The sequence below is a fragment of the Exiguobacterium sp. Leaf196 genome, from assembly GCF_001423965.1.
Taxonomy (GTDB): Bacteria; Bacillota; Bacilli; order Exiguobacteriales; family Exiguobacteriaceae; genus Exiguobacterium_A.
Genome location: NZ_LMPV01000011.1, coordinates 61,547 through 78,089 on the forward strand (window position 1 = coordinate 61,547; position 16,543 = coordinate 78,089).

Genomic DNA, 16,543 nt, shown 5'->3' on the forward strand with positions numbered 1-16,543 from the left:
GGAGAGATGGTTTTGACAGAAGAGACACTTATGCCTACTTTACATGCTGAGGTCACCTACTTAGAGTTAGCCGGAACGACGTTTCGTTTCGAAGCACGTTTAAGCGGATTGACTGATTTTTTGCACGCCGAACAAACATTATTTGAAAATTCTATATTGCATCAAACTGATTCCGAGGAACCGGTCGACGACTATATTCAGTCTGAACCTGTTGAAGTATCGGTACCACTCGAACGTGCCATCGTTTTTCGGAACAAACGAAATAAACGGACGTTCATCTGCCGATTTCCATTTGAAGGAGACTGGACGGAAGAGTCCTTTACAGGCGAATTAAATTTGAACCACATTACACCAACGGGTCGTCCGTTGCCGATGGGTTATTTTGATGCTTTTTTCGCCATCGTGCAAGGAAAGACGATCTTACATGAAGCGCCTTTTGGTGATACACGTTCACTCATTCCTATCGCTTACCGCGTTGATACGAAACATAGTAACGCGTTGATCTTACTTGAGTACGAACTTGTCGTGCAGTATTCACAATACAGCAACTCTTTAGGTTTCCATTCCCTGAAAAAAGGCGAATCGAAACGTTTAGTTCAAGTCATCGATCGGTATAAGAAATGGAAGAAAAACATGAAAAAGCGGGCGTTCAAGTTCCGCCGTTTTACGTTCAAGGCGATTTATAACGTCACGAAATGGACCCAATCGATCCAAGAGAATAAAGTCATCCTCGCTTCCGACTCACGAAGCGATATTAGTGGTAACTTCGCCTATATCTTGGATGAAGTCGAGCGGCGCAATCTCAATCTCGACGTGAAGACGTTCTTCAAACCGAATCTCCAGTCTCGCCGTGATTGGCGTGATAAGTTTGCGCTGCCGTATCACTTAGCGACAGCAAAGACGATTCTTGTCGATGATTTCTATCCGATGATCTATCCGTTGAATATTCGTAAAGGTAGTGACCTCGTTCAAGTCTGGCATGCCGTTGGCGCCTTCAAGACGTTCGGTTACAGTCGCCTCGGAAAACCAGGTGGTCCAAGTGCGAACTCGCTCAGTCACCGGAACTACACGAAAGCGATCGTTAGCTCTCATAATGTCGCCCGTCATTACGCAGAAGGTTTTGGTTTACGGGAAGACCAAGTTATCGCGACCGGTATTCCTCGGACGGATATGTTCTTCGATCAACCGTTCATCGAGGAAGCGAAAGCACGTATTTATGAGGAATATCCAATCTTCAAACAAAAGAAAGTCATCATGTTTGCTCCGACATTCCGAGGAAATGGTGCGAAGAGTGCCTATTATGATTTTGATCAGCTGGATCTCGATGCGTTGTATGAAGCACTTCATGAGGAGTATGTCTTTGTTCTAAAACTCCACCCGTTCATCCGTCGTCGGATGGAGATTCCTGAAGTCTATGCCGACTTCTTCCTTGATTTGACGGATCATCGTGAAATCAATGAATTGCTGTTCGTCTCAGACATTTTAATCACGGATTACTCATCGACGTGCTTCGAGTTCTCTCTATTGAATCGACCTATGTTGTTCTTCGCGTACGATCTTGAAGACTATATCTCGAAACGCGATTTTTACTATGATTTCGAAGAATTCGTACCTGGTCCGATCGTCAAGACATCAGAAGAGTTGATTGAGCGAATTAAAAATCAAGACTTCGAAATGCACAACGTCAAAGCATTCGCGGAGTACTTCTTCGAGCATCAGGACGGGAAATCGAGTGCCCGGTTCGTCGATCAAATTCTGCTTGGTGAAAAAAAATGACCACTGCTATCAAACCAGTGACCGCTCCTATGTACGATCATTGGCTTGGAAACTATAAAGTGCTACTCATTTTCACGGTTGTCTTTGGTCACTTGATCGAGACGTTCCGTGACTTACCAGGAAATGATGTCGTCAAGATGGCATATAACGTCATTTACCTGTTGCATATGCCAGCCTTCATCTTCATGAGTGGCTATTTCTTCAAACAAGCGCGACCACAACGAATCATCGCGTTCGTCGTTCTCTATTTTCTCTGGCAGTCGATTCACGAAATTTATTTATCTTACACGCAGGATGACTCCTTACGGGAAATGCTCGATGGATTACTTCATCCACTCGTTCCGAACTGGACACTTTGGTATTTGCTCGGCATTATCATTTGGCAGACCGTCACACCGGCTTTTCTAGCGATGCGTTTTCCGCTGATCGTCAGTGTCTTTTTCGCCTTATTGATCAACGCCAATCCAGATTCGATCACGAACTTCCTATCATTACAAAAAGTCGTCAGCTTTTATCCGTTCTTCTTGATGGGGTATCTCGTCAAGGAGCGTGGCTGGTTAACTGATACCGGCTGGCGAAAACAGATGACAGCACCGATCGGGCGGTTGACCGGACTGATCATCTCACTCTTGATTGCCGTCTTCATGATTCTCTGGACAAAAAACGGGTTTGACACGGTCTGGCTCTTTTACCGCGATACGTATGGTGAATTCGAAGTCCCGCTTCTCAAGGGAGTGGCAATCCAACTGTTTCTTTACGCCATCAGCACCATCATGATCTTCTCCGTTCTCCTGCTCGTACCGCATCGGTCGTTCGGTGAACGGTTCGACCAGATCGGAATTCAGACGCTCGCGATCTATTTGATCCACTCGTTCATCGTTCGTTTGTTCCGAGATTCGGTTCCACCAGCCATTACAGAGTCACCACTGTTATTGATTGGACTTTCTTTCTTACTCGCTACCGGATTCGTCTGGTTGCTGTCGAGTCGACCCGTCGTGACGATTTTCCGACCGTTGCTGTCACCGAACGTCAAATGGTTATTTAAAAAAGAGCAATAAGTTTGAATTGGCTCTATCCTTCTTGAAGGATAGAGTCTTTTTCAAATCATCGACTCGTCTACATTGACAGACGCTTTAGCTTGAATCTAAGATAATGAAGGTGAAACAAATAACCGCTTACAAAAAGCGGGTCGAAAGAAGGGGTCCCCTTGCACGCGGATCAACGAAAAAAATTAACGGTCCTCATGATCAATATGTTTATTGCGGTCGGGAGCTTCGGGATTATCATTCCGATTCTACCCGCTTACTTAGCGTCGATTGGACAAGGTGGAACGGCGGCTGGATTAATGATTGCCATCTTTGCCGGAGCACAGCTCGTCATGTCACCGATTGCTGGTAAATGGGCAGATCAATATGGTCGTCGTAAGATGATCATCTATGGATTGATCGGCTTGACGCTCTCGATGTTTGTCTTCTATTTCTCAAACTCTGTCACGGTTCTCTACATCTCGCGCGCAATCGGTGGTGCCGGTGCCGCACTCCTGATTCCAGCGATTTTTGCTTACGTTGCGGACATCACGACGATGGATCAACGTGCAAAAGGAAACAGCTATGTCTCAGCTGCGATGTCACTCGGGATCGTCATCGGTCCAGGAATCGGTGGATTCCTTGCCGAGTATGACTTAAAATTACCGTTACTCATCTCAGCGATCGTCTCGGGTGCAGCTGTCTTATTCAGCGTCCTGTTACTTCAAGAAAGCGAACAACACGATGCAACAGCGATGGCACCAGATGAAGGGTCGATGCTTAAGAAACTGGGGACATCGTTTAAAAAACCGTACTTCGTACCGCTCGTCATTACACTCGTCATGAGCTTTGGTCTCATGGCATACGAATCGGTACTCGGTCTGTTCGTTGATGATCAATTCGGTGCTTCACCGAAGGACATCGCGATCATGGTGACGTCAACTGGAATCATCAGCGTCATTGCTCAAATCTTCATCGTCGATAAGTTATCCCGTAATTTAGGCGAAGGAAAGGTCCTGAACCTGTTCCTGTTCATCGCAGCACTCGGCTTCCTGTTGTCATTATTGACATCAAGTTACGGTGGATTCTTTGCGATTACCCTCGTCATCTTCCTTGCGACATCGATTTTACGCCCCGTCTTGAATACGATGATTTCAAAGCTCGCTGGTAATGAGCAAGGCTTTGCTATGGGAATGAACAATGCCTATATGAGCATCGGGAACGTGCTCGGACCAACGCTTGCCGGTGTACTGTATGACGTCAACATTCTCTATCCATTCGCACTTGGTCTGATCTTCCTCGTCGTGACGTTCATCGGATCGTTCATCTGGCAAAAACGTCAATCACGACTGATTGCCAAAGTCGAACAGAGTTCTTAAACGCATTAAAAATAGCCTCGATTGCTCCATCCAATCGGACAGAGCAGTCGAGGCTATTTCGTTTAACGATATTCGCACGTCATACGGATTGTTCCTCTGTTCCTGACACGAGCAGTTTCGCAACGATTTCTGTTAACAAGAAGACGAAGACGATTCCTGTAAAATCCAGCGTCAACCACGGCATCAGACCACAGCCGATCAAAAGTGTCCCAATCATTAACGGACGATATGACGAAAAGGATCGTCGCTTCGGACGGATACTTAAAAGGATGCTCACAATACCAAGCATGATAAGCCATATCAATGAAATATCATAGAAAAAGTGATCGACCAGTAAAAACAGACCAATCGGATACAGCGGAACCCACCAACGATTCATACCGAGGCCTCCCGTTTTCTTTTCAGTATCGCATGGTTTGAATGGATTCCCTTTATTTTGAAATGACTTATCCGTACTGCTTTTGATGCGCACGTTTAAGTTCAAGGTATTCTTCATCTGCCCGGATCAAATCCCATTTTTCTTGGAAGATAGCCGCAGATTTTGCTTTTTCTTCGTCGATCTCGCGTGTGTGTAATTCTTTGGTCTCTTTATCTTTATATTTACGCCCACCCTTATAGTTCGCGTAACGTCGTGCGCGCGTATGTCCCATCTGAATGAACTTCCGCGCCATATCCATACCGACGAAGTCTCCGTCTTCTTTATAAGCTAAATACATCTCATAAATTTTCTCGGAAGATTCCTTCGCGATGTCCGGCGTCTTAAAACGCCAATGCGGCAAAATCTCACTTTTATATGGTTCGACGAGCAAGACCCCTTGCTCTCCGCGTCCGACCCGGTATTTTTCCGGCTCCTTACGAAAATCCGTCGTCTTGAAATCGAGATCGTAATCAAACGCCATCCCGGTCACGCTCCCTTCTACTTTGAAACGTTCCCTTCCTGTCCGTTCATCAATCCTCGATCCGGTAGAGTCCTTGCGTATAAATCGTCGCTAAGACGTGTGCGATCTCTTCAATCGTCGCTGTTGCTTCTTCACGGACGACTTCGAATAAATACATCTCGTTCGCGAAGAACCAGCCACGGGCGACGAGCTTCGAATCGACATCTTGTCGCGCGAGTCCTGTCTCCTGAGCATATTGAATGTCCTGACTGATCCGATCAATGAAGCGTTCTCGAATCGCTTTCCATTTCGCACGGACGATGTAAGAGACGCCGATTGCTTGCTCAACGATCCGTAGCATCGCTCGTTCTTCTTCCGCGAGACGTAAGAAATCCGTAGCTTGCGTCACGATACGTTCCTTTGCCTCTAGCGGCGTCGTCGGTTCAAATGTTCGTTCCGCAATCGCATGGAAACGACTCATGACATCTTCCATCAGGACGACGAGCAACTCATCTTTCCCTTCAAAATGCACGTAGGCTGTTCCGTAGCCGACGCCAGCTTGTTTGATCACTTGTGAAATCGTTGCCGTTTGAAACCCTTGTTCTAAGAAGACGTCACGTGCCGCACTCAACAGTTTTTCGCGTGTCCGCACTGTGCGCAGATGCCGTTTATCGATTTTTTCTGGTTGAGAAGATGACATGTCCTTCACTCCTTCTGTTTTCTCTATTCGATAATATTGACACAATGTCAATTTGTTTGCTACGCTTTTGTCAAAATTGATTGAGTATTCATTTGAGGAGGATGACGTATGACATTACAAGCAAAACGGACGGATGCCGTTGCTCGGGACGAGCAAGATGTATTGTCCACCTATCGTGATGAGTTTTATCTACAACCGGGTAGTATCTATATGGACGGAAACTCGCTCGGTTTATTATCGAAGCGTGCCGAGAAGACGTTGCTCGAGTCGCTATCAGACTGGAAAGAACTCGGAATCGACGGCTGGATGAAAGGACGTCATCCTTGGTTCGAATTATCAGAACGTCTCGCTGCCCTCAACGCTCCGCTTGTCGGCGCACAAGCGGAAGAAGTCATGGTCACCGGTTCGACGACCGTCAATCTACATCAACTCGTCGCGACATTCTTCCAACCAACAGAAGGACGAGATAAGATTTTAGCGGATGCGCTGACGTTCCCGTCGGATATCTATGCTTTACAAAGTCAGCTTCGTTTACGCGGACTGGATCCGGAGACACATCTCGTCCAAGTACCAAGTCATGATGGTCGCTTTTTAGAGGAGGACGATATCATTGCCGCGATGACAGACGATATCGCGTTGATTGTCTTGCCTGCCGTGCTGTACCGAAGCGGACAGATTCTCGATATGGAGCGTTTAACGAAAGCGGCACACGACCGCGGTATCTTGATTGGTTTTGATGGCTGTCATTCCGTCGGAGCCGTTCCGCACGCTTTCCATGACTGGGGCGTCGACTTTGCTTACTGGTGTAATTACAAGCACTTGAACGGCGGTCCTGGAACGGTCGGTGGATTATTCGTCCACGAACGTCATTTCGGAACGTTGCCTGGGCTGACGGGCTGGTTCGGTTCGCGCAAGGATAAACAGTTTGACATGGATCACACGATGACACCGGCCGCGCACGCAGGCGCTTTCCAGATTGGGACACCACACGTTTTAAGTCTCGCCCCACAAATTGGTGCGTTAGAGATGTTTGACGAAGTCGGTATTGAAGCCGTCCGGACGAAGTCACTCGCCCTGACGCAGTACATGATGGACCTTGTCGAGCAGGAACTCATACCGTACGGTTTCGTCATCGGAAATCCGGTCGACGATAAACGCCGTGGGGCGCATCTCAGCCTCGAGCACCCGGAAGCGGCGCGGATCTGTAAAGCACTCAAGGAAAATCGGATCATCCCCGATTTCCGGGCGCCGAACATCGTCCGTCTAGCACCCGTCGCGCTCTACAACACGTTTACCGATGTCTATGACGTCGTCGCGACACTTAAACGAATCATGGAAGATAAAGAATACGAACGTTTCGCGAATGAACGCGAAGTCGTTGCTTAAGGAGTACACCATGGAACAACCTACTGAACTACGGCGTGAACTCAAGACACGCCAACTCACGATGATTGCAATGGGCTGCGCGATCGGTACCGGTCTCTTCCTCGGAAGTGGGCTTGCAATCGGGCTTGCTGGACCGAGCGTTTTGATCAGTTACGCAGTCGGCGCCTTCATCGTCCTACTTTTAATGGGCTGTCTGGCTGAAATGACGGTCGCCCATCCGACATCTGGCTCGTTCGGTACGATTGCCGAACGATACATTAGCCCGTACGCGGGTTTTCTCGTCCGCTATTCGTACTGGATCGCAAACGTTCTCGCAATCGGCGTTGAAGTTAGTGCGATCGCCATCTATATGAAATACTGGTTCCCGGACGTTCCCGGGGTTGTCTGGATTCTCGTATTCGCTGCCGCGTTGATTTACATTAATGCTACGACAGTCAATACGTTCGCAACCTTTGAGTACTGGTTCTCGGTCATTAAGATTAGTGCCATCTTACTGTTCATCCTGCTTGGTGCTTACTTGGTCATCGGTAGTCCGAGCCCTGAGATCGGTCCACAAAACTTCACGAATGATGGTGGCTTCATGCCATTCGGCTTCTCGGGTCTCTGGATTGCGATCTTCATCTCCCTGTTCAGTTTCCTCGGAACGGAATTGATTGCTGTCACTGCCGGTGAAGCAAAGGACCCGGACGTTGCCGTACCGAAAGCATTGAAAGCGACAGTCTTCCGTCTCTCGACGTTTTATGTCGTCACGATTGCTTTAATGTTGATGATTGTCCCGTGGCAACAAGCAGGCGGCGTCGATCAAAGTCCGTTCGTCAAAGTAATGGAGATGCTATCGATTCCATATGCAGGCGGTATCATGAACTTCATCATCCTGACGGCAGCGCTCTCCGCGATGAACAGTCAGCTGTATGCTTCGACACGGATGATGTATTCATTATCCAAGGCAACATATGCACCAAAAGTATTTGGTCGTTTAAATCGAAAAGGTGTACCGCTATTCGCACTCGCCTTATCAACGCTCGGCATTTTTCTCGCTGCGATCATCAGCAGTCAGTCGAGCGTCTCTTATCCGTTCATGATGGGGATTTCGATGTTCGGGGCGATTTTCACGTGGTTCATGATTTTCATCTCCCACCTCTACTTCCGTAAAGCCTGGGAACGTGAAGGTGGACGGACGTTACCGGTTCGGATGATGGGCTATCCGTATCTGACGGCCCTCGGTGCATTGTTGTTATTCGCACTCGTCCTGACGACATGGTTCACAGATTTCCAAATCGTCTTGAAGTTTGGTATACCGTGGTTAGTGTTCTTATCTATCGCCTATTTCTTCTGGAAACGGGCGCATCCAGAACAACTGAAGACCGCTGAAAAACGAAAACTGAATTAACTCGATAAAGGGGATGAATGGGAATGACAAAGACAGATCCTACGTCTATTGAAGCATCGATTCAAACGGATTTTAAGAAAGATATGTCCTACGGGGATTATTTGCAACTGGATCCATTGCTTACGAGTCAACATCGCTTATCGGGGCATCATGACGAGATGCTGTTCATCATCATTCATCAAACGAGCGAGCTATGGATGAAGCTGATCCTGCATGAGATGCGTGCAGCGACGCAAGCCGTTGCAAACGATGATCTCGAATCATCGTTTAAGATGCTCGCACGGATCTCAAAGATTCAGCACCAGTTGATTCAGTCGTGGAATGTCTTGTCGACCTTGACCCCTGCCGAATATCTGGAATTCCGTGACGCGCTCGGTCATTCGTCCGGTTTTCAGTCGTATCAAAACCGTCAAATCGAATTCGCGCTCGGTTTCAAGAATGAGCAGATGCTAAAAGTTTATGCACATGATGAAACCCTCTATCCGATGATGCTCGAAGACTTGAAGACACCAAGCATCTACGATGAAACGATTCGCGCGATGGCGCGTCATGGACTACCGATCGACGCGTCCGTCCTTGAGCGTGATGTCACGGAAGACTGGACGCCGAATGCAAGTGTCGAGGCCGCTTGGGCAAGCGTCTATCGAGATGTCGAGCAATACTGGGATCTGTATGAACTCGGTGAAAAACTACTGGATATCGGAAGCCAGCAACAGATGTGGCGCTTTAACCATATGAGTACCGTCGAACGAATCATCGGACAAAAGCCAGGAACGGGCGGTTCGTCTGGTGTCAGTTATCTACGGCGTGTGCTCGACCACCGGTTCTTCCCGGAACTGTGGTCGGTCCGCACGACATTATGAGGAGGATGAAACGATGACACGATGGATTGATGTTTCACAACCACTTGATCGTCACGTCACGACGTGGCCGGGGGATACACCGTTTGAAGCCACATTGACATGGAATAAGGCAGACACCGGTTCCGTTAACGTCGGCAAAGTTACGATGAGTCTGCATACCGGTACCCATGTCGACGCGCCGTTTCATTTTGATGATGCTGGACAAAAAATCATCGACCTGGATCCAGACCTCTATATCGGACATGCGCGTGTCATTTACTTACCAGGTCGTACAGAAATCACAGCCGCTGATTTAGATGGCTTTGAGCTAAATGACGTCCAGCGCTTGATCATCAAAACGGATGGTTGGATCGACAAATCGACTTTCCCAGAGACGATTCCTGTGTTGACACCAAGTCTTGCTGAACGTCTCGGAGAACTCGGGATTTCGCTGATTGGTCTTGACTTACCAAGCGTCGATGCGATTGATAGCAAGGAAATGGCAGCCCATCACGCACTGGCACAGCATGGAATCCATATCCTCGAAGGACTCGTCCTCGATGCGATCACGCCTGGTGATTACCACTTGAATGCCGTCCCGCTCCCGCTCGTCGACGGCGATGGTAGTCCCGTTCGCGCCTTACTTCGTCCATACTAAAAAATCCGTCCAGCAGCCTCTCTGCTGGACGGATTTTTTACTGATGTAGCGGTTCGAATAGACTGGCTTCGATCTGACGAATGACATGTCCGAGAACTGCAAGTGACGAATCGACCTCAAATCCTTGATCGAGTGAATGATTCGCTCCTTCGATAACATCGATCATTAATTGTGATGTCCGACACGTTTCAAGTGCTGCCTCATCATAAAACTTATCGGCCGTGCCAATGACGATCAGTCCAACTTGCGTCGATGTGGCGATTTGTTCAACCACTTCATTTAGGACGGGTGTTAAGAAAACGAAGCGTGCTGTCTGTAGACTCGGCTTAGCAAGTAACGCGGCAAGCGGAATCGTTCCTAACGATTTTGCGATAAACTGAACGTTTTCGTATGGATGCGTCGCAAGCACTTCCGAGACGACAGCGTCAACTCGGCGCGTCATGCAGGCATTTGATTCAGCGTCTGACATCGAAAATAGATCTTCTGTCACATAGTGAATGCAGATGACATCGATGCCTCGCGCGAGTAATGCCATTCGACTGTAGTAAAAGTATGGATGGTCGTATACGTACGATGCTCCCGAAATCAAGAAGCAGACCTGTTTGGATCCCATTTGAAAATGATCATATGAAACGGTCGTCTGATCGACGACGATGGATGATTGTTTGATATGCATGAAATCCCCCTATGTTTTTTCTAGACTTTACCATTTCAGAAGTAGACTGTCATGTCTTTTCAGTTCTTCCAAGCTAAATAAAAAAGGCAATGAACCTTACTTGATTCATTGCCTTTCATACTTTTTTTATCCAATCGGAGCAAACACCGACTGCTCGACTTGTTTTAACTCATAAAACGCCCCTTGTCGTGTCATCAATTCGGCATACGTTCCGACTTCGATGACGTGACCCTGATCCATGACGATGATTTGATCCATCGCTTCAAGACCTGCTAAGCGGTGGCTGACGAGGACCAGTGTCGCATCCGTTGCTCGCGCAAACAGTCGCTTGAGAATCATCTGTTCCGTCAAAGCATCAACGGATGACGTCGGTTCGTCAAGCAAGTAAAGCGATGCTTCTCGCAAGAGCACGCGGGCAATCGCTAGCCGCTGTTTTTCTCCTCCGGATAAGTTCTCTCCTTTTTCAAACACACGATCACTCAACTCGAATGTCGTTAATCCGACATCATCGAGTGCTTGTCGCATCGCTTCGTCCGTCGCTGCTTCGTTTGCGAGAAGTAGATTATCACGAAGTGTTCCATAAAAGTAGTGATTTTGTTGCAGGACGACATTCGCGTGCTGCCAGAGTCCTTCCGGATCAACCGTCTGACTGTCCTGTCCAGCAATCGTTAATCCGTCCGTCGGATACATCCGTAACATCAATTGAAGTAACGTTGATTTCCCGGAACCACTCGCTCCGACGATTGCCGTCTTCTTACCAGCCGGAATCGAAACAGTGACGTCACGTAAGACTGGACGGGGTGCATCAGGAAACGTAAACGTCAGCGCATTCGTTTCAAAGGACGGTGCCTGATCGAGGACGAACGGAGCGTACGTCGGCTCCTCTTGCTCAGTCACGACTTCATCGAGTCGTTTCGCAGCATGGCGGCTATCTTCAAAAAAGCCGGGTAAGATCGCCATCGGTGCCGCATTTTCAAAGACGGTCAGCGATGTCATGACGAGTAAAGCGAGGAAAACTCCCTCGAGTTGTCCGCTTGCGACGAGATAGGCACCCACACCGAGGACAAGCCAAGAGATGATCAACGTCACCATCGTATTTAAGGCCAGGTTCGAGACAGCGTGTAAACCATTACGTTTCTCTTCCTCGACATACCGTTTCGCGACGGCATTCAAGTCCTGTTCCTTTTGGTCGAGCTGTTGGTAAATCTTCAAATCACGATAGCCTTGGAATAACTCTGTCACTTCTGTCGACAAGTCACCACGTCGAACACGGACTGAACGGGCGAAGCGTTGTTCACGGTACGCGAACCATCCCGGAATCAAGAAACCGGTCAGAATTAAACCAAGCAACAGAATCCCGGCAATCGTCCATGAGAAGAAACTGACGAAAAAAATCGTACAGAAGAAAACGAGCAGTAACACGATCGGTGGATAGAGGACACGTAAGAACGTATTTTGTAGACTCTCGACATCCCCGACGATCCGCGCAAGTAAGTCACCACTGCGGTACTTACCAAAAATCCCTGGCGCAAGCGGCTCGAGACGACGGTAAAATGACGTTCGGATGTCACTAAGGATCGTAAACGTCGCCCGGTGCGAATAGTAACGTTCCGCATACCGACTGACGGCGCGCGTCAGACTCGACACTTTTTGCAGGGCGATCAAGACGGCGAGTGTCTGGATCGGTGGTAACAAGGCTGCCTTTGAAATCAGGTAACCACTTGCTGCGAATAAACCGACCGCTGTCACACCGGCGAGGACACCGAAGAAGATCGACCAGGCGATATCGCGTTTTTGATGCACCATCAACCGAAAGACTCCTAATAATTCCTTCATCGTGTTTCCTCCCCTCTCTGGACGCTACGCATCCGCGCATATTCCGAATCGCGACCAAGCAATTCATCATGGGTGCCACGATCGACGATTCGTCCGCCGTCGAGAACGACGATTTGATCCGATCGTTCAATCGTATGCAAACGGTGCGCGACAGTGATGACCGTTGCCGATTGTCCGAGTTGCTCAATCGCTTGTTGGAGCAGTCGCTCTGTTTTGACATCAAGTCCAGTCGTCGGTTCATCAAAGACGACGACGTTCGGGCGTTTCAAGAACGCTCGTGCTAACGCAACACGCTGTTTTTCGCCACCCGATAGACCGCGTCCACCTTCTCCGATCACCGTGTCGATCCCTTCAGGCAACGTCGCAATCAACTCCTCGAGCCCTGCCGCCTGCGCCGCTTCGAAAATCTCTTCCGGCGTCGCTTGACGAAGCTCACCAATCGCGATGTTTTCTGCCAGTGTTCCGGCATACAGATAAGGATGTTGAGAAATGTAGCTCAACTGACGAAACCAGCTTGTTTCCTCCACCTGACCGCGCTCGGTTCCGTCGAGTAGAATCCGTCCTTCTTGTGGATCCGCGAGTCCGGCAATCAACTGCAAGACGGTCGATTTACCGGCCCCACTGCGACCGATTAACGCTACCTTTTGATACGGCTCAATCGTAAGCCCGATATCTTGCAAGGCAAAACGTCCTTCTTGGTACGTAAAGCCGACTTCATCCAAGACGATTTGTGGTGGACGATTCATCGTGAGTTCCGATTGACCGAATGCAACAGGACGATCGTCTGCCGTCAATTCGGCTGCGATTTGTTTCGCTGCTGCCACACTACCGCGTCCCGTGTGGAAAGCAGCCCCCATCTCTTTTAAGGCAAGATAGTATTCTGGTGCCAACACGAGCATCAAGAACGCTGGGATAAAGGTGATGCTTTGAAACAGAATCAAACGCAGACTAACTTCAAGTGCAATCATTCCCATGCTGAGCATCGAGATGAACTCAAGCATCAATGACGACAAGAAGGCGAGCTTCAAGACCGTTAATGTCGCATCTCGGAAATCGAGACTGCTTTTTTCGATGACGTCACGCTGTCGTTTCGCGCGACCGAATAACTTCAACGTCGTCAGTCCTTGTAACGTATCGAGGAACGTTCCTGAGAATGCCGTCATCTTCTCGAGTTGAGCATCGGCCCGCTTTTGCGTCATGATGCCGATGATGATGTAAAACAACGGAATGAACGGCGCCGTGATCATCATGACAAGACCCGTGATCCAGTCATAGCTGAATGCCGCAATCAAGACCATCAAGGGAACGATCGTCGTCTGGACGACTTTCGGCAAATATTGACTATAGTAGCTGTCCATCTCGTCTACTGCATCGAGCAAGACACTGACCTTCTGTCCCGCTTGCCCTTGTAGCATCATCTCGACTGAGCGACTCGTATATTTCGCAACGAGTGCTTCCCGAAGCGCCTGCTTCATGTGTGCCGATAACGTCGTACCAAGACGACCGTTCCAATACGTCACGGCGACTCGGAGCAACAACATACCGAGAACGGTGAGTAGTAACGGAATGACAGCTTCAAACGGTTGTTCTTTTAGGAAAATGCGATCGACCGTCAACACGATGCCGTATGACTGACCGACGACCGCGACCCCCATTAAGAAAGCCGCAATGATGAATTGAATGAGAATACTACGTGGAATCTGGACGATTCCTTTTAATGGATTCATATACAAACGTCCTTTCACAAAGTGTGAACGACTTTTAGTGAATATTTTCACATATCGTACATTTAGTATACCGAATCCGGAACGGGGATGCCATGCAGATGCTGTCGAAAAGGTGTGACGGTTTTGTGAGAGCATATCATTCGACAATTTTTCATCATCGAACTATTATGGATATACATTATCCACGTTTAACGAAAGGAGTCTTTCTATGCAAATGAAAACAGGAGTCGAGCAATCCGTTTATGCGATGTTGCTCTTAACCTTCCTGCCGGAGCGCGCCGTTTTGTCCGGTGAGTTCATTAGTCAGCAACTCGGTGCTTCACCGACCTATTTCCAAAAGCTCTTACGAAAACTCGTTCAGGCGGATCTGTTGTATTCCGTACCTGGTGTCAAAGGGGGCTTTCGCTTGCGACGTCCGGCAGAAGAAATTCAAATCTTCGATGTCTATCAAGCCATTGAGGGCAAACAGACATTGTACGCGTCAAGTGGTGTCTTTGAAGATTTGATGGGGATTCAGGAACAGGAGATCGGTCTGCTCTCGAATCTGATGACAGAGGCAGAAGATGCTTGGCAATCGACGTTGAAGCGCGAATCAATCGGCTCGATCCGTCAAGCAATCGATACCTCCTGTCCACCGGAACATTTAGAACGGTTGCATGCGTTAATCACAGATCGGATGATGACACTTTAATGAACAGAAAGAGGTTTTTACTATGGTATTGAATCGTTATTTCGACTTATTCGACGCGTCACGCACGGACGCACAAGCGTTCGAGGATCTCGTTTCCTTGTTTACGACAGACATCACGTTCGTTCTGAACGGACAACCAAAGCACGGCATCGACGCCTGGAAACAATTCATCCGTCATGTGTTCACGGCGAATCAGGATATTAAGCACATGTACGCCGGCTGGGAAGAAACAACACCAGGAACGTATGAAACACGCTGGGCAGTTTGCGGAAAACGGGCAGACGGTAGCGTCTTCACGCAAGACGGAAAAGATATCGCACGTCTTAATGAAAACGGACGGATCACTTACCTGGAGAACGTTCCAGATGATCCGACGATGTTCCGTTCATAAGATTGCTTTTAAATAGCGAAAAAGGCTGACATGTGAGTCAGCCCCTTTTTGGTATTTAACGTTTCAGTACAAGCCGTTTCAATAAATAGCCCGTGATGCCGAGTAACGACGCAATCGCAATATAGACCATGTAGACCAACAAGTTTGGCGCAAATCGTGACACGATGTACGTCAATACGACGACAGCCGTATACAGCAACAAAAATAGACTGATGTGCTTCAACTTCGACACTCCCCTTTGAATCCTTCTCTCTTCTTTACGGAAACGACTGGAAAATGTTTCAAAAGGTATGTCTTTACTTCGTTTTATAGATTCTTCGCTTTGAATGTGTCTCCACCTTCGATCGTGCCGTTATCAAAGCCTTTTTGGAACCAACGCTCTCGTTGCGCCGATGTGCCGTGAGTGAAACTTTCCGGTACGACATATCCTTGTCCTTTCTCTTGTAACGTATCGTCCCCAACAGCATTGGCTGCTGTCAACGCTTCTTCAAGATCGCCTTCTTCGAGCAAGTTTTCTCCTTGCGCGTGATGCGCCCATACGCCGGCATAATAATCTGCCTGTAGCTCGAATCGAACGAGGTATTTATTGAACTTCTCCTCACTCATTTGCTTTCGAAGTGGCATGATCTCATCCGATTTTCCAAGTAACGTCTGGACATGATGCCCTACTTCATGCGCAATGACATACGCCATCGCAAAATCGCCCGGTGCTCCGTATTTCGTCTGCAGTTCATCATAAAAGCTTAAATCAATGTATAATTTCTGATCACCGGGACAGTAAAAGGGACCGACGGACTTCCCTGCTTGTCCGCAAGCCGAACTAACTTGATCCGTATATAAGACGAGTGTCGGTTTTTTATAGGTCTTACCATCTTCTTTAAATTCTTTCGTCCAGACTCGTTCCGTATCGGCCAAGACGACGGAGACGAAGTCCGCTGCTTCTTTTTCCTGCGCTGTTTCCTCATACGTCGTATTTTGCTGATCCCCACCGGTTAAGTCTCCGAGTAGTTCAGTTGGATTACCGCCCATCAAAGTGATGACGATCAGCAGGATGATCCCGACACCACCGCCGATACCGGCGATTCCTTTCCCACCCATTCCCCGCCGGTCCTCGACGTTCGAACTCCGTTCTCTTCCCTTCCATTTCATGCGCTTTCCTCCTACCCGTTTCGTTATTGTTCTTTACCC

General features: G+C 48.3%; 17 protein-coding genes. 9 read left to right on the forward strand and 8 right to left on the reverse strand.

All coding sequences use genetic code 11. From position 1 onward, the window contains the following. The first annotated feature begins 30 nt into the window (after positions 1-30). The 3 genes from ASG02_RS13985 to ASG02_RS13995 all read left to right on the forward strand — a co-directional run bounded on the left by ASG02_RS13985 (position 31) and on the right by ASG02_RS13995 (position 4,180). Positions 31-1,776, forward strand: a complete 1,746-nt coding sequence (locus tag ASG02_RS13985; RefSeq protein ID WP_056064599.1) for a CDP-glycerol glycerophosphotransferase family protein — start codon at positions 31-33, stop codon at positions 1,774-1,776. After that, positions 1,773-2,834, forward strand: coding sequence for an acyltransferase family protein (locus ASG02_RS13990; protein ID WP_056064494.1), 1,062 nt, complete (start codon positions 1,773-1,775; stop codon positions 2,832-2,834). Before ASG02_RS13985 ends, ASG02_RS13990 begins: the two co-directional genes overlap by 4 nt. A gap of 149 nt (positions 2,835-2,983) precedes the next feature. Next, on the forward strand, positions 2,984-4,180 hold the full coding sequence (locus ASG02_RS13995) for an MFS transporter (protein WP_056064497.1): 1,197 nt from the start codon (positions 2,984-2,986) through the stop codon (positions 4,178-4,180). Between the two features lie 79 nt (positions 4,181-4,259). Here ASG02_RS13995 and ASG02_RS14000 read toward each other — a convergent pair whose 3' ends face one another. The 3 genes from ASG02_RS14000 to ASG02_RS14010 form a co-directional block, all read right to left on the reverse strand. Beyond that, a complete protein-coding gene (locus ASG02_RS14000; protein ID WP_056064500.1) occupies positions 4,260-4,559 on the reverse strand; it encodes a hypothetical protein in 300 nt (99 codons plus the stop codon). A gap of 67 nt (positions 4,560-4,626) precedes the next feature. Beyond that, positions 4,627-5,079 carry a DUF4385 domain-containing protein gene (locus ASG02_RS14005; RefSeq protein ID WP_056064504.1) on the reverse strand — a complete coding sequence of 151 codons (453 nt, stop codon included), beginning with the start codon at positions 5,077-5,079 and terminating at the stop codon, positions 4,627-4,629. A gap of 49 nt (positions 5,080-5,128) precedes the next feature. After that, entirely contained in the window at positions 5,129-5,758 is a 630-nt protein-coding gene (locus tag ASG02_RS14010; protein WP_035411532.1) for a TetR/AcrR family transcriptional regulator, read from the reverse strand. A gap of 108 nt (positions 5,759-5,866) precedes the next feature. Here ASG02_RS14010 and kynU point away from each other — a divergent pair, with 108 nt between their 5' ends. The 4 genes from kynU to kynB are packed head-to-tail and all read left to right on the forward strand — an operon-like array spanning position 5,867 to position 10,034. Next, a complete protein-coding gene (kynU, locus tag ASG02_RS14015) occupies positions 5,867-7,144 on the forward strand; it encodes a kynureninase (RefSeq protein ID WP_056064507.1) in 1,278 nt (425 codons plus the stop codon). Between the two features lie 10 nt (positions 7,145-7,154). Continuing rightward, positions 7,155-8,534, forward strand: coding sequence for an amino acid permease (locus tag ASG02_RS14020; protein WP_035411537.1), 1,380 nt, complete (start codon positions 7,155-7,157; stop codon positions 8,532-8,534). Positions 8,535-8,557: 23 nt separating this feature from the next. Further along, a complete protein-coding gene (gene kynA, locus ASG02_RS14025; protein ID WP_056064509.1) occupies positions 8,558-9,397 on the forward strand; it encodes a tryptophan 2,3-dioxygenase in 840 nt (279 codons plus the stop codon). Positions 9,398-9,410: 13 nt separating this feature from the next. Continuing rightward, positions 9,411-10,034, forward strand: a complete 624-nt coding sequence (gene kynB / locus ASG02_RS14030) for an arylformamidase (RefSeq protein ID WP_056064513.1) — start codon at positions 9,411-9,413, stop codon at positions 10,032-10,034. Positions 10,035-10,071: 37 nt separating this feature from the next. Here the strand turns inward: kynB and ASG02_RS14035 are convergent, their stop codons facing one another. The 3 genes from ASG02_RS14035 to cydD form a co-directional block, all read right to left on the reverse strand. Continuing rightward, positions 10,072-10,710, reverse strand: coding sequence for an alpha/beta hydrolase (locus ASG02_RS14035; RefSeq protein ID WP_056064516.1), 639 nt, complete (start codon positions 10,708-10,710; stop codon positions 10,072-10,074). A gap of 126 nt (positions 10,711-10,836) precedes the next feature. Further along, a complete protein-coding gene (gene cydC / locus ASG02_RS14040) occupies positions 10,837-12,546 on the reverse strand; it encodes a thiol reductant ABC exporter subunit CydC (RefSeq protein WP_056064519.1) in 1,710 nt (569 codons plus the stop codon). Further along, positions 12,543-14,273 carry a thiol reductant ABC exporter subunit CydD gene (gene cydD / locus ASG02_RS14045; protein ID WP_056064522.1) on the reverse strand — a complete coding sequence of 577 codons (1,731 nt, stop codon included), beginning with the start codon at positions 14,271-14,273 and terminating at the stop codon, positions 12,543-12,545. The genes cydC and cydD overlap by 4 nt, the downstream gene beginning before the upstream one ends. Before the next feature lie 208 nt (positions 14,274-14,481). Between cydD and ASG02_RS14050 the strand changes: the two genes are divergently transcribed. Further along, positions 14,482-14,964 (forward strand): Rrf2 family transcriptional regulator, encoded by a 483-nt coding sequence (locus tag ASG02_RS14050; RefSeq protein ID WP_035411554.1) that lies wholly within the window; start codon positions 14,482-14,484, stop codon positions 14,962-14,964. A 22-nt stretch (positions 14,965-14,986) separates the two neighbouring features. Next, positions 14,987-15,355: a nuclear transport factor 2 family protein gene (locus tag ASG02_RS14055; RefSeq protein ID WP_056064525.1), complete on the forward strand. Its 369-nt coding sequence runs from the start codon at positions 14,987-14,989 to the stop codon at positions 15,353-15,355. A 55-nt stretch (positions 15,356-15,410) separates the two neighbouring features. On the opposite strand, the gene ASG02_RS15620 is transcribed toward ASG02_RS14055, so the two are convergent. Together ASG02_RS15620 and ASG02_RS14060 are read right to left on the reverse strand one after the other, a co-directional pair. Continuing rightward, positions 15,411-15,578 (reverse strand): hypothetical protein, encoded by a 168-nt coding sequence (locus ASG02_RS15620; RefSeq protein WP_156359009.1) that lies wholly within the window; start codon positions 15,576-15,578, stop codon positions 15,411-15,413. A gap of 83 nt (positions 15,579-15,661) precedes the next feature. Continuing rightward, the gene (locus tag ASG02_RS14060) at positions 15,662-16,504 is read right to left on the reverse strand and encodes a neutral zinc metallopeptidase (protein WP_056064528.1); all 843 of its coding nucleotides are present in this window, start codon (positions 16,502-16,504) and stop codon (positions 15,662-15,664) included. Between the last annotated feature and the right edge of the window lie 39 nt (positions 16,505-16,543).

Bases quoted from the DNA above. Each gene is read 5' to 3' on its own strand.
- ASG02_RS13985 (WP_056064599.1), top strand. From the start codon at position 31: ATGCCTACTTTACATGCTGAGGTCACCTACTTAGAGTTAGCCGGAACG.
- ASG02_RS13990 (WP_056064494.1), top strand. From the start codon at position 1,773: ATGACCACTGCTATCAAACCAGTGACCGCTCCTATGTACGATCATTGG.
- ASG02_RS14000 (WP_056064500.1), bottom strand. From the start codon at position 4,559: ATGAATCGTTGGTGGGTTCCGCTGTATCCGATTGGTCTGTTTTTACTG.
- ASG02_RS14005 (WP_056064504.1), bottom strand. From the start codon at position 5,079: ATGGCGTTTGATTACGATCTCGATTTCAAGACGACGGATTTTCGTAAG.
- ASG02_RS14010 (WP_035411532.1), bottom strand. From the start codon at position 5,758: ATGTCATCTTCTCAACCAGAAAAAATCGATAAACGGCATCTGCGCACA.
- kynU (WP_056064507.1), top strand. From the start codon at position 5,867: ATGACATTACAAGCAAAACGGACGGATGCCGTTGCTCGGGACGAGCAA.
- ASG02_RS14020 (WP_035411537.1), top strand. From the start codon at position 7,155: ATGGAACAACCTACTGAACTACGGCGTGAACTCAAGACACGCCAACTC.
- kynA (WP_056064509.1), top strand. From the start codon at position 8,558: ATGACAAAGACAGATCCTACGTCTATTGAAGCATCGATTCAAACGGAT.
- kynB (WP_056064513.1), top strand. From the start codon at position 9,411: ATGACACGATGGATTGATGTTTCACAACCACTTGATCGTCACGTCACG.
- ASG02_RS14035 (WP_056064516.1), bottom strand. From the start codon at position 10,710: ATGCATATCAAACAATCATCCATCGTCGTCGATCAGACGACCGTTTCA.
- cydC (WP_056064519.1), bottom strand. From the start codon at position 12,546: ATGAAGGAATTATTAGGAGTCTTTCGGTTGATGGTGCATCAAAAACGC.
- cydD (WP_056064522.1), bottom strand. From the start codon at position 14,273: ATGAATCCATTAAAAGGAATCGTCCAGATTCCACGTAGTATTCTCATT.
- ASG02_RS14050 (WP_035411554.1), top strand. From the start codon at position 14,482: ATGCAAATGAAAACAGGAGTCGAGCAATCCGTTTATGCGATGTTGCTC.
- ASG02_RS14055 (WP_056064525.1), top strand. From the start codon at position 14,987: ATGGTATTGAATCGTTATTTCGACTTATTCGACGCGTCACGCACGGAC.
- ASG02_RS14060 (WP_056064528.1), bottom strand. From the start codon at position 16,504: ATGAAATGGAAGGGAAGAGAACGGAGTTCGAACGTCGAGGACCGGCGG.